Origin of the sequence: Candidatus Fukatsuia endosymbiont of Tuberolachnus salignus (assembly GCF_964030845.1) — a bacterium.
GTDB classification, from domain to species: domain Bacteria; phylum Pseudomonadota; class Gammaproteobacteria; order Enterobacterales; family Enterobacteriaceae; genus Fukatsuia; species Fukatsuia symbiotica.
Genome location: NZ_OZ034983.1, coordinates 361,067 through 374,624, shown reverse-complemented (window position 1 = coordinate 374,624; position 13,558 = coordinate 361,067). Strand labels below are relative to the sequence as shown.

Below are 13,558 nucleotides of genomic sequence, written 5' to 3'. Positions count from 1 at the left end.
ACGCCGTATATAAAACCACCATCGCAAACCTACAGTGACCAAACTGGTAAACAGTAAGGTCAGTATTAACGCTATCGTGCTCATTTCATTTCCATACCAGGGTCTCTGATTTATTTTTTATCTTAACTAGCGGATATGTCAGAACAATTCTTCTACCTGCCCACGATATATCAAGGTAGTACCTACGTCCAGAGTAATATTGGCGTCTTGAACGACATAAGCAGTGGGCTGCGTCCCTTCAATAAAATACTCAGTACGACTGTCTGCCCCACCTTTTGATAGCTTACCCGTTCGCTTATCGATAACGACACTCACAACACCGTCAGGTGGTATGATTTTTTCTTCTGGTAGCCCTGTTACGGCAACTTTCATAAAATCATCCCAAGCTCTCTGAGCACTCTTTGCTCCCCCCTCAGCACCAGAGATTTGCTTATCTATCACTCCTGATACACTACTGTGTCCCAAGCTCCGACGATGATCGTCAAAACCTATCCATACAGACGTCACCGTATCTGGTCCATAGCCTGAAAACCAAGCATCTCTTAAATTGTTAGTGGTTCCCGTTTTACCACCGATATCATTATGCTTTAGATCACGCGCCGAACGCCAACCTGTCCCCATCCAGCCAGATTCACCAAAGATATTGCTATTTAGTGCATCTCTCATCAAAAAAGCCAACTGTCGGCTGATAACACGTGGAGCATACAGCTGCTGAGCCTGTTGTTGATGACAACTATCACAAACGATCTTGGGATTGGCTTTGAACAACACATTACCCATATTATCATTGATTTTACTGATAAAATACGGATCCACTAAATGACCGCCATTAGCCAGCACGGCGTAACCACGTACCAGTTGCAGCGGTGTAAATGAGGGAGAACCTAACGCCAAGGATTCTGTACGGACAATATTTTGCTTTGGAAAGCCAAAACGTTGCAAATACTCTGCCGCATAGTCGACACCTATAGCACGCATTACTCTGACCATAACAACGTTTTTCGATTGCCCCAGCCCCTGACGCAAGCGAATAGCACCATTGTAAATGGGTGGGGAGTTTTTCGGACGCCAGTCAGTACCTGCACCAGGATCCCAACGAACAATAGGCAAATCATTGAAAAGGCTAGATAATGTTAATACTTTATCCAATGAAGCAGCATACAAAAAAGGTTTAATGCTCGATCCTATCTGACGCAATGATTGCGTTACACGGTTGAATTTGCTCCGATTGAAATCGAAACCTCCGACTAGCGCCTTAATAGCGCCGTTATTGGGATCGATGGAAATCAACGCAGAATTGACATCGGGTATCTGTGCCAGCCACCAGCCATTCTCAACCTTTCTCACCCAAATTTGCTGCCCAGCTTGCACAACATCACTAACCCGTTTAGGTGTCGTCCCCTGAGCATCATCCGATTTAAAAGGACGCGCCCAACGTACTGATTCCATTGATAACCTGATATTACTTCCATCAAGACGCAACGCATTGGCTTGCTTAGCATCCGCTTGAGTGACTACTGCCGGCAGCAATGGGCCAGAAACCGGTAACGTTTTCAACCAGTCCATAATTTGTTCAAGACTCCATACAGGTTCACCGACTTTCCATAACACAGTAGATGTACCGCGATAACCGTGGCGCATATCATAAGCCAGCACATTAGCTCTTAATGCATTGAATGCCGCCAGTTGCAGTTTTTTAGTAATGGTAGTATGTACCTGATAACCATCTGTGTAAGCATTCTCACCATAACGTTTTATCATTTCCTGACGTACCATTTCTGTGAGATAAGGCGCGGAAAATGCAACCTGGGGTGCATGGTAATTCGCTACTATAGGTTCAGCTCTCGCTTGCTCATATTGTTCTCGGGTAATGTAACCTTCGTCTCGCATCCTTTTTAGTACCACATTACGACGACTCATCGCTCGGTCGTAAGAATAAAGAGGATTAGAAGTAGAAGGTGCTTTTGTCAAACCCGTGATCGTTGCTATTTCACATAAAGTAAGTTGACTGATTTCTTTACCAAAATAGACTTCTGCCGCTGCGCCAACACCATAAGCACGGTAGCCAAGATAAATTTTGTTCAGATATAACTCAATAATCTCATTTTTTGTCAATAATTGCTCAATTCGGATTGCTAAAAACGCTTCTTTTACCTTGCGCATGATGCTGCGTTCTCGACTTAAGAAAAAATCTCTGGCGAGTTGTTGAGTAATAGTACTGGCACCTTGCGAAGCATATCCTGAAGACAACGCAATAAAAACAGCACGTAGAATACCGATAGGATCGACACCATAATGTTCATAAAAACGACTATCTTCAGTAGCAATAAATGCATGGATTAACTGAGGAGGGATTTGGTTCAGAACTAGCGGAATACGACGTTTTTCACCATATTGGGCAATTAATTCACCATCGGCACTGTACACCAACATCGGTGATTGCAATCGAATATCTTTTAACATGGCAACATCGGGCAACTGCTGTTCAATATATTTGTACAAACCAAACATTGAAGCGGCTCCCAATAAAATGCAACAGGTTACAAGGATCAAAAAATACTTTACGAGCTTCACCTAAAATTTTCCATTCAATGCCATTTGGGCAGTTTATAAACAAACCTACTGTAGTATAAATGCAAGCCATAGATCGTGGATACGTTCTTTTGCTGTCTCTCAATACGGAGGTTAAACAGATGTACTCAAAACTATGGCAAGTGGGTCTGGATATTCAAACGAGCTGTGTACGGGCATTAGCTGTAATGCGACGCCGTTACGGTTGGCAGCTCCGTTATTGGTGGCAGCAGGCTTTGCCACCGGGCGTCTTACAAGATGGAAATTTACAGCAGCCCGAGGTACTTAGTGAGATACTTTGTCTGCTACGCCAACACTTACCCAAACGTATTTCATTGCGTATTGCTCTGCCCGCTCAGCGGATACTACAACAAACGATGCTGTTGCCCGATAAACGGTTAAAAGAACCTTCCCGCAGTGAATTTATCCAGCTAAATGCAATTAAACAGCTCCCGCTCAATGGTCAAACGTTAGCACTGGATTATCGGATTGATACAGGCAATAGCACCGAATTATTGATCACCGCAGCACATCAACAGGAAATACAATGTTGGAGTCACTGCCTGCAACAAGCCAATCTACCGCCAGAAGTGATAGATATTACACCTTGTGCGCTGCGCTATATGGTGATAGCGGCAGGGCTATCAACGGAATATATTTTACTCCATCGCTTGGAGAATGAATGGCTATGGGTGTCTCCACTCAGCACCCCCTTTCGCTACGGATTAATTCCACTTACGCAGAATATTTTGAAGCAATTACATCATATTTATCCATCCGAACGGGATAAGCCATTAATGGCATATTACAGCAGCATTGTTGATGAGCTTCCACCGATCAACGCCACAGGATGGTCGCAGTTTTCTATATTTAAGCGACTACAATCCCCCTTACCGGCAATTCCAATGGCTTTTGCCCTGGCGGGTGGACTGGCAATACGAAAAGTGGACTATTGATGTTTCAGGTAAATTTCTTGCCTTGGCGCGCCAGGCAATTAAAACGTCGCTATCACTTTTGGCGTAACCTGTTTTTATTGCAAGCCATCATGTTAATAACAGGAATAATGCTTATTTCGCTGTTATGGCACAGTGAGCATCTGCAACAACAAGTAACAATCAGACTACTGTTACAGCAACAAAAGGTATTACAAACGATTCTCCTTGCAACTCAACAAGGAGCGGAGCATTTAGAACGTATCAAAGCACGTCGCCGCAATCATCAAAAAATACAACATCAAACATATAATTATTTAATATTATTACAACGCTTGTCACGTCTAATTCCTGATAGTTGTTGGTTAATTAAGCTGGAACAACATGATGATCTGCTGGTTCTTGCTGGAATAGGCAACAACTACACTACAATTATTGCTTTTTTACAGAAATTAGTTGCTGAAGATAATCTGTTTAACATTCAACTACATAATCTTAATCAACAGAAAAAAGGGGAGCTGCATTTTGTGATACATGTAAAAGGGTTGTACAAAATGTACAACTTGCAGGAGAAACTCAGGGATGAATAAGAAATTGCAACAATGGTTAGCTAAGCCGGCATGGCAGTTACTGTTTTGGCAATGGAGCCTATTTATAGTGCTAGTGTGCTTTGCCTATCTGTTGGAACTGCAACCAATATGGCAAAAAAGGGCTTCAAAGCAACAGGAACTGGTTACCCAACAGAATAGAGTCGAGCAGACTCGAAAGGAATTGGCATCTTTGCCAACATTATCACTTACTCAACACCAGATTAATGAGCTACTGTCAAAAGAACAATCGCGGGATGCTACACAACATACATTAGAGCTTTTACGAGATCGTGACCAGTGGTGCACAGTCAAAGTAAAGGAAACACAACAATCTTTGTTAACTGGAAAACATAAAGATTGTGAAGGCCGTGTAATAGATTTAAAAACAGATACCACAACAACAACCAATATGTTGATAGAGCATGTTGGCAAATCGCTCACTGCTTTTGGTGGACAAATTGTTCATTGGCAACGGCAAGCACTGCTGCCAGAAAACAGCCTCATACGTCAACATTGGAGTGTCACTGTTGCTATAAATTTTCAAGGATTAATATATTTTCTTTATGATGTTCTAAACATTTATCCTCCCATATTGATTGAACAAATGCATATTACTCGTGAAAAAGACGGACTGATTGTGAAACTAAGGTTAACGGAATTCTCACCCAATGATGGATCGAATGAATAAAACCCCAATACGGCTCGTCGTCCTTATTTTGATGATGCCATCAATCGGCGGAACGAATGATACGATCCCTATTAAAGATCCTTTTCAGCCACTACCGTTGACATCCTGCAACCAAGATATTGACCATCTAAAAAAATGGCGATTACGGGGGATAGTAGGTCGACAAGGTTATCATCATGGTTGGGCATTGACGCCAGAAGGCGGATGGCACAAGCTGGTTGTCGGCAAACTTGTATTAACGAATTGGGCACAAGCTGGTTGTCGGCAAACTTGTATTAACGAATTGGCGGGTAAGTCATATCGATCAGAGGCAGGTTGAGGTGCGTTATGAAAAAACAACACCACTATGCCTAACAGTGCGCCAAATATTATGGTCGATGCTATCAGGCTCTAACCAATGACGGGTGACACCATGAAATTTTTTCTAGGACTATTTTTGTTAGCAATAAGTAATCTGACTTGTTTAGCAGCACAACAAGATATTTCTGTTAACATGGAATTTCAGGATACGCCAGTCTCTGTCATATTACAGGCTTTAGCCGATTATCAGCAGCTTAATTTGATCACCACAAAGGAAGTCAGTGGCAATCTCAACCTGAGGCTAATTGAGGTTCCTTGGACACAGGCATTGGCCATTATCTTACGAGTCGGAAGGCTACGGGTCGAACATGAAGGTAATGTGATGTTGGTATTTACCGAACAAGAAATTACGGAAAGAGAACAACAGATAGCAAAAATACGAAACCAACAGAAAATACGCCAACAACCGCTAGACAATCTAATATTGACATTACAGCATGCCGATGCAGAACAACTCGCGGAGAGCCTTAGCAGTAGCTACGGCTCGTTAATTTCCGATCAAGGCAGCATAATTGCCGATAAACGAACAAACAGTTTACTTATCCGTGATACTCCAGAGTCTCTGATAACACTAAAAGCCTGGCTGACCGAAATGGATGCGCCCTTACAACAAGTACAATTAGCTGCTCACATTGTCACCATCAGTAGTGAAGATTTACATGAACTAGGAGTACGTTGGGGAATGAAAACTGAAGAAGGAAGCAGCCCACTGAGAATAAATAACTTCAATGTGAGTTTGCCTTTGCAAAATCCGGCTCTGGCGGCGGGTTTTCATGTTGCTCGGATTAGTGGCCGCTTACTGGATCTTGAACTCAGTGCACTCGAACAAGAAAAACAGGTGGACATCATCGCCAGCCCTCGTTTAATCACCTCTCACCAACAAACAGCCAGCATTAAGCAAGGTACTGATATACCCTATGCTGTATCGAGTGGCACAAAAGGGGCTACAACCATTGAATTTAAAGAAGCAGTCCTGGGCATGGAAGTTACACCAAAAATATTTCGTAATGGTTAAATTACACTAAAACTAAAAATTAGCCAGAATGTGCCCGGAATGGCGATTAAACGTGGTGAAGGGGAAGCCTTCGCTATCGACAAACAGGAAATAAAAACACAGATCACAGTAAAGCACGGTGAGACCATTGTTCTTGGGGGTATCTTTCAGCAAAAAAATAATCAAAGGGTGTATAAAGTGCCAGGATTAGCAGATATCCCTCTGTTAGGCGGTTTATTTAAACAAGATGTTCAGCAACAAACTCGGCGAGAATTGGTGATTTTTATTACACCTAAGCTGATCAGTTCTTAAAAAAATATGCATTTGGCATTTATTTGCAATTTTTTATGATTTTGAAGCCTTCTAAATTTGACGCTGCGAAAGATTTAGCTTACAAGTGTTATCGAAAGTTGAAGAAATACATTTCACTTTTTGAGGGTGAAGTTTTTAGGTGTTCATCGTGGGCAAAACTTAGCGCTGCAATAAACATTCGAACACCAAAGGTATCGTTGATTTAAAAACAGCGGTGTTTTTGTCGTTTCTGTCCACTGAAACCGAAGTCAGACTCATCCCACATGAGCTACGGTCCACAGAGAGTGAGGGAAGGATCGCCAAAGTAGGGTGACGAACACGTTGTAGACAACAAATTTACAGTAACAGAGTTTAAGTAATAAGTTTTAACGGATCTAGTTTAGGTCCCGTCGCTGATCTGATTGGCGGGGCGGGTTATCATCAACGAATAATCTTAGTAATACCAAAAACATGGCAGAGAAACGCAATATCTTTCTGGTTGGGCCTATGGGTGCCGGCAAAAGCACTATTGGACGTCAATTGGCTCAACAGCTCAATATGGATTTCTTCGACTCCGACCAAGAAATTGAACGACGTACTGGAGCTGACGTAGGCTGGGTGTTCGATGTAGAAGGCGAAGACGGCTTCCGTGATCGTGAAGAAAAAATCATTAATGAACTAACGGAAAAACAAGGCATCGTGCTAGCAACTGGAGGGGGATCTGTAAAATCTAAAGAAACCCGCAACCGCCTGTCAGCTCGTGGCATAGTGGTATATTTAGAGACCACCATAGAAAAACAACTGGCACGTACACAACGTGACAAAAAACGGCCACTGTTACAAGTGAATGAACCTGGGCGAAAGGTACTGGAAAAGTTGGCAGCAGAACGTCGACCTTTGTACGAAGAAATTGCGGACGTTACCCTCCGTACTGACGACCAAAGTGCAAAGTTAGTAGCCAATCAAATCATTAATCTATTGGGGAATGACTGACGTTAGCATCAAGCATCATATGGTTAAAATTACTGTTACACTGGGGAAGCGTAGCTACCCGATTGCTATAGCCTCTGGGTTATTTGGTGATCCGACGGCATTTGTGCCATTGAAAACAGGTGATCAAGCGATGCTGGTGACTAATCAAACGCTGGCTCCTCTTTATTTGGATTCACTCCGGGTAACCTTGGAACTGAGTGGCGTTAAGGTCGATCAGATCATTTTACCTGATGGTGAACAGTATAAATCTTTAGTCGTTCTTGAACAGGTATTCTCTGCACTGTTAGAAAAATCACACGGGCGTGATACTACACTGATTGCCCTAGGGGGCGGAGTAATAGGCGACTTAACCGGTTTCGCTGCCGCATGTTATCTACGTGGAGTACGTTTTATTCAGGCACCTACCACTTTGCTGGCACAAGTGGATTCTTCCGTTGGTGGTAAAACGGCGGTTAACCATCCGCTGGGCAAAAATATGATCGGCGCGTTTTATCAACCTATCTCGGTAGTGATTGATCTTAATTGCCTACAAACCCTACCAATGCGTGAGTTCATTTCTGGCTTAGCTGAGGTGATTAAATATGGCATTACCCTTGATTTTCGGTTTTTTGTCTGGCTAGAAAATAATATCGATGCTTTGTTAGCGCGGGATGTAACAGCATTGAGCTGCTGTATCCGTTGGTGCTGTGAACTAAAAGCAGATGTTGTCTCCACCGATGAACGTGAAGAGAATGGAAGACGTGCGTTACTCAATTTCGGCCACACTTATGGTCATGCTATTGAGGTTAAAATGGGTTATGGTGTCTGGTTACATGGTGAAGCTATAGCCGTAGGTATGCTAATGGCTGCCGAAACCGCACGGCTACTGGGTTGTTTTGCGGAGGCCGATGTTGAGCGTATTAGAAAACTATTATCGCGTGCCCGTCTTCCTATCCACAGGCCAGCGGAAATGACAGCAGGATCTTATTTGACGTACATGAAGCGGGATAAAAAAGTGTTGGTAGGTGAACGTCGTCTGATACTCCCCACAGCCATTGGCCGAGCAGAGATCCGCAGCCGAATATCGAACGATATTGTCCTCACTGCGATTAGAGCCTGTTCCAAATCTTCTTGAGCAACGCTCGCAAGCACCACGTAACACCAAATTCACGCCACGTAGTAGGTTATGCAAGAAGTCTAATGATATGAGTATGATGATGTTGTATCATCAGTGTGATATCTTCTTTCAAATCAATTCACCCGATTGCTGTGGCGGGGAGCTTCATTTTTAGTTGGAGGGATTAAATGGACGATTTAAAGCCGAAAGACGACCTAAAAGCAGACAGCAGTGATCACCGTCCTACACACTTACGGAAATCTTCAAATGGGTCTCAACTCGCCATTTCACATCAACGTATGATGATTGGTATTGGTATTTTAGTCTTGTTATTGATTGTCGTCGCTGTTACTTCTGCTTTAAAAGCACCAACACAGCATGAATTAGCACAGCAGACACCGAATATGGCAACGAAGGAAGTCAATATTCCTGCTATTTCTTCACTAGCATCCAATGCCGATGTTTTGAAAATAGACAGTAGCCATGATACCAAAGGTGTTAAAAACAGTGTCCAGCTACAGGATGTCAGGATACCACCGATTTCTGCAGTTCCCACTGACGCAGCACCCAGGCTTGCAGCCAGTCAGACACAACGTATCGAATTATCGGGCAATATATCTGATGCTCTTTCGGCACATCAGGGTGAGATCTTATCTCACAATACAAACAATACTCCGTTATCAACTGTGCCGGCGCGAGCGACGACTATCTCTTCGTCGAAAGAGACAGTCCAACCCATAGTAGTATCTCCTCCGTCCACTCAGACAACACCTAAACCGAGTGATAATGCAGCCAAAAACCTGATTATGAGTAATAAAAATACGGTAATAACGAGGGATACTGGCACGAAGTTTGGTTCAACCCATATCGTCGGCTCATTGAGAACTGCCCCGAAGCACCATTTTACCTTACAACTGAGCAGTGCATCACGTGCAGATACCCTGAATGCTTATGCCAAACAGCAAAAATTAACCAATTATCAAGTGTATGAGACCAAACATGATGGTAAATCCTGGTATATATTGGTAAGCGGTAACTATGCCTCTTTTACTGAAGCCAAGAGTGCTCTCGCTATGTTACCCGCCGATATTCAAGCAAAAAAAACCTGGATTAAACCTGTGTATCAATTGCAGCAGAATCTGAAAGACTAAAATATTTTATCCAGTACGCTGATAAGCAGGTTTCGCAAGAGGTCTAATCTGTATCTCTGAATGACTAAGTAGCCGACGGCATGAAGAAAAACCGCGCTTTTTTAAAATGGGCTGGTGGAAAATATCAGCTAGTTGATGATGTACGACACCATCTGCCGGCAGGGGAATGTTTAATTGAGCCATTCGTCGGCGCCGGCTCGGTGTTTTTGAATACCGAATACAAGTCTTATATTTTGGCCGATATTAACAACGATCTTATCGAGCTCTATAATATTGTTAAGTTACGAACAAATGATTTTGTGCGTGACGCTCTTGTACTGTTTAGCGGTGAATACAACAACGCTGAACGGTTTTATCTTATTCGTCAAGAGTTTAATACCAGTAAAGATGCTTACCGCCGAACGCTTCTCTTTCTCTACCTTAATCGCCATTGCTACAATGGGTTATGTCGTTATAACTTGAAGGGTGAATTTAATGTACCCTTTGGTCGTTACAAAAAGCCTTATTTTCCTGAAGCGGAGCTGTACTGGTTTGCAGAAAAAGCGCAACATGCCACTTTTATCTGTGAGCATTACCAACAAACTTTATTAAAAGCGACCTGTGGTGCAGTTGTATATTGCGATCCACCTTATGCTCCATTATCAACAACTGCCAATTTTACCTCCTACCACAGCAATAATTTTACTATGGAAGATCAACAAAATCTGGCACGTCTGGCTCACCAACTTTTCAGCCAAAACCAGATTCCGGTACTTATTTCTAATCACGATACTGAATTGACACGAGCCTGGTATTATCAAGCAATACTGCATCAGGTCAAAGCTCGCCGCACTATCAGTAGTAATATTCTTGGTCGTCACAAAGTAAATGAGCTTTTAGCACTCTACAGTTAAACAAATTTTTAATGGCCTTTCATATTTTATTTTTTCGTAAAAATAGATTACTGAGCAAGTAAAAATTTTGGAGAAACAAAATGAAAGAATTTTTAATTGCCCCATCCATTCTGGCGGCAGATTTTGCCCGTTTAGGTGAGGATACAGCCAAAGTACTGGCCTCCGGCGCTGACGTTATTCATTTTGATGTCATGGATAACCATTACGTTCCCAATTTAACAGTCGGCTCCATGGTTTGTCAGTCTCTGCGAAATTATGGCATTCTTGCCCCCATTGATGTGCATTTGATGGTTAAACCTGTTGATCATCTAGCAATAGCTTTTGCTAAAGCGGGTGCCACCTCTATTTCTTTTCATCCAGAAGCCACTAAAGATATCACCTGTACCCTAGCACTAATAAAAAATCAGGGTTGTAAGGTTGGCTTAGTATTCAATCCCAATACGGATCTGAGTTGTCTCGATAATGTAAATGTAATGGACAAATTAGATATCATTTTATTGATGTCAGTTAACCCAGGCTTTGGCGGTCAATCGTTTATTCCGGCAACGCTAGATACATTATGTCAGGTACGAAAACTCATCGATGACGGTGGTTATGATATTCGGTTAGGGGTGGATGGAGGTATTAACACAGCGAACATCTATGAGACAGCAAAAGCAGGAGCAGATATGTTCGTCGCAGGTTCCGCTATTTTCAAACAGCCGAATTATAAAACGGTGATTGAGATGATGCGATGTGAGTTAGCAAAGGTTTTCCCTCCATCTGTAACAGATGTCAATCATTAAGGAAAAATAAAATGAATCAAACAACACAAAAACCCATTGTATTTAGTGGTGCTCAGCCTTCCGGTACATTGACCATTGGCAACTATATGGGCGCCCTGCGTCAATGGGTAAAGATGCAAGACGATTATGACTGTATTTACTGCATTGTTGATTTACATGCTATTACTGTACGCCAAGATGCCCAAACTCTGAGCAAAAGAACGTTAGATATCTTAGCCCTATATTTGGCATGTGGTATCGATCCGCAAAAGAGCACTATTTTTGTGCAATCACATGTCCCCGAACATGCCCAATTAAGCTGGATACTGAACTGCTACACCTATTTTGGTGAGCTAAGCCGGATGACCCAGTTTAAAGATAAATCAACACGCTACGTGGAAAATATCAACGCCGGATTGTTTAGCTATCCAGCACTTATGGCCGCAGATATACTGCTGTATCAAGCCAGCCAAGTGCCCGTAGGCGAAGATCAAAAACAGCATCTGGAACTAAGCAGAGATATTGCTCAACGCTTTAATAAGCAGTATGGCAAGATATTTACTGTCCCTGAACCCTTTATTCCTAAAAATGGAGGAGCAAGGGTGATGTCACTGCAAGAACCACATAAAAAAATGTCTAAATCAGACGATAACACTAATAATATTATTGGATTATTAGAAGATATTGATTCGGTAGAAAAAAAAATCAAACGGGCGGTAACCGATTCTGATGAACCTGCCCTGATCCGCTACGATGTAGAAAAAAAAGCGGGAATATCTAATTTGCTGGATATTCTATCAGGTGTGAGTGGACAACCTATTTCTGAGCTAGAAACACAATTTATAGGCCAAAAATACAGTGATCTAAAAAGCGCAGTGGCTATTGTACTTATTCATATGCTCGGCAATTTACAAGAGCGTTATCGTAAGGAACGTAAAGACGAAAACAATTTAAAAAATATAATGCGCGAGGGAGCGACTAAAGCACAAAAACGCGCACAAGAAACGCTTAAAAAAGTGTACGAGGCAATAGGTTTTGTGACTCCATGATAGACGATATAGTAGTACGATTTAATTTTGATTACATAATGGATACCATTAAGTATAAATATACGACATGATTCATCTTTATTCTGTACTTATAATAAAATCGTTCTGCTATATTACGTATCTCTCATGATTGATAGGATTGAGTACCCGACTATTAAGGATTTAGAGAATTATGAAAAAAGATATATTTAGAAATATTTGTAATTCGCTTAAAAAAGATGATGAACCGGATAGAAGATGCTTTTATGTTGAAGGTGCACTAAAACCATCAGATGTTCAGATAAACATTGTAGAAGTAGGAAAAATTGATCCGCTCCCCACACAACAAGATATTCAAAAATTGATAGCGATTTCTTCAAAGGCAAAATTCGGTTTAGGAGATAAAACATTATTAGATGAAAACATTCGCGATACACAAGAAATTTCAAGAGATAAGCTACGTGTCATCATCAACGAAGATGCATTATCTATCATATTAACTAATATTAAAAATGCATTAGAACTTTCTGATGACACCACACTTGTACCTCATCTACATAATCTGTTGGTTTACGGTAAAGACCAATTTTTTAACAAACACCAGGATACAGAAAAATTGGAGGGTATGGTTACAACATTAGTCATGATATTACCCTCTCCCCATATTGGTGGTGACTTGATCGTCGAACATAATAAAAAACAATGTATTTTTTCTTCAGAAAATATTGATTGTAACATGATAAAATATACCGCTTTTTATGCTGATTGTCATCACGAGATTAAAAAAACCACACAAGGATCTCGTATCGCTTTAACGTATAATTTAGTGTTAACATCAAAAAATATTGCTGGAAAAAAAATGAAAATCCTCATCTAGAAAAAGCCATTGGCGAATATTTTAATAGCAAAGAAAATTTAAAACCCTTGCCACTTGTCTATTTTTTAGATCACAGTTACACAGAACACAGTCTGGGATGGAATATATTAAAAGGTCTTGATCGTGTTAATGCCTCTTCTTTTTATATCACTGCAAAAAAAATTGGGGTTCATTCTTCATCTTGCCCTGATAGAAATTTATCATTCGTAGGCGACAATCGGATATGATGAAGATCCACAAGTTGATGAACTCATTGACAATGCAACAATTTTATCCTACTGGATAGATGCCGATAATAAAAAATCACCTTTTTCTGAGTATGATGTTTCA

At 41.5% G+C, this 13,558-nt stretch carries 12 protein-coding genes and 1 pseudogene; 12 read left to right on the top strand and 1 reads right to left on the bottom strand.

Annotated elements, in window-relative coordinates; translation table 11 throughout:
• Positions 1-138: 138 nt before the first annotated feature.
• Positions 139-2,574, bottom strand: coding sequence for a PBP1A family penicillin-binding protein (locus tag AAHH42_RS01935; RefSeq protein ID WP_342221576.1), 2,436 nt, complete (start codon positions 2,572-2,574; stop codon positions 139-141).
• Between the two features lie 119 nt (positions 2,575-2,693).
• Between AAHH42_RS01935 and pilM the strand changes: the two genes are divergently transcribed.
• The 12 genes and pseudogenes from pilM to AAHH42_RS01875 all read left to right on the top strand — a co-directional run bounded on the left by pilM (position 2,694) and on the right by AAHH42_RS01875 (position 13,228).
• Entirely contained in the window at positions 2,694-3,527 is an 834-nt protein-coding gene (pilM, locus tag AAHH42_RS01930; RefSeq protein WP_342221575.1) for a type IV pilus biogenesis protein PilM, read from the top strand.
• The gene (locus AAHH42_RS01925) at positions 3,527-4,093 is read left to right on the top strand and encodes a PilN domain-containing protein (protein ID WP_342221574.1); all 567 of its coding nucleotides are present in this window, start codon (positions 3,527-3,529) and stop codon (positions 4,091-4,093) included. The genes pilM and AAHH42_RS01925 overlap by 1 nt, the downstream gene beginning before the upstream one ends.
• Positions 4,086-4,781 (top strand): hypothetical protein, encoded by a 696-nt coding sequence (locus AAHH42_RS01920; RefSeq protein ID WP_342221573.1) that lies wholly within the window; start codon positions 4,086-4,088, stop codon positions 4,779-4,781. Before AAHH42_RS01925 ends, AAHH42_RS01920 begins: the two co-directional genes overlap by 8 nt.
• A complete protein-coding gene (locus tag AAHH42_RS01915) occupies positions 4,762-5,100 on the top strand; it encodes a hypothetical protein (protein WP_342221572.1) in 339 nt (112 codons plus the stop codon). Before AAHH42_RS01920 ends, AAHH42_RS01915 begins: the two co-directional genes overlap by 20 nt.
• Positions 5,101-5,193: 93 nt before the next feature.
• Positions 5,194-6,447: pseudogene (hofQ, locus tag AAHH42_RS01910) on the top strand (DNA uptake porin HofQ).
• Between the two features lie 450 nt (positions 6,448-6,897).
• Positions 6,898-7,419, top strand: a complete 522-nt coding sequence (gene aroK, locus AAHH42_RS01905) for a shikimate kinase AroK (RefSeq protein ID WP_119797765.1) — start codon at positions 6,898-6,900, stop codon at positions 7,417-7,419.
• Positions 7,420-7,438: 19 nt separating this feature from the next.
• On the top strand, positions 7,439-8,533 hold the full coding sequence (gene aroB / locus AAHH42_RS01900) for a 3-dehydroquinate synthase (protein ID WP_342221571.1): 1,095 nt from the start codon (positions 7,439-7,441) through the stop codon (positions 8,531-8,533).
• A gap of 170 nt (positions 8,534-8,703) precedes the next feature.
• Complete coding sequence (locus AAHH42_RS01895) at positions 8,704-9,666, top strand: SPOR domain-containing protein (RefSeq protein ID WP_342221570.1); 963 nt, start codon at positions 8,704-8,706, stop codon at positions 9,664-9,666.
• A gap of 80 nt (positions 9,667-9,746) precedes the next feature.
• On the top strand, positions 9,747-10,559 hold the full coding sequence (gene dam, locus AAHH42_RS01890; protein ID WP_342221569.1) for an adenine-specific DNA-methyltransferase: 813 nt from the start codon (positions 9,747-9,749) through the stop codon (positions 10,557-10,559).
• An 80-nt stretch (positions 10,560-10,639) separates the two neighbouring features.
• Complete coding sequence (gene rpe / locus AAHH42_RS01885; protein ID WP_072550051.1) at positions 10,640-11,344, top strand: ribulose-phosphate 3-epimerase; 705 nt, start codon at positions 10,640-10,642, stop codon at positions 11,342-11,344.
• A gap of 11 nt (positions 11,345-11,355) precedes the next feature.
• Positions 11,356-12,372, top strand: a complete 1,017-nt coding sequence (trpS, locus tag AAHH42_RS01880) for a tryptophan--tRNA ligase (RefSeq protein ID WP_072550050.1) — start codon at positions 11,356-11,358, stop codon at positions 12,370-12,372.
• 172 nt (positions 12,373-12,544) lie between these two features.
• A complete protein-coding gene (locus AAHH42_RS01875) occupies positions 12,545-13,228 on the top strand; it encodes a 2OG-Fe(II) oxygenase (RefSeq protein ID WP_342221568.1) in 684 nt (227 codons plus the stop codon).
• Positions 13,229-13,558 lie beyond the last annotated feature (330 nt).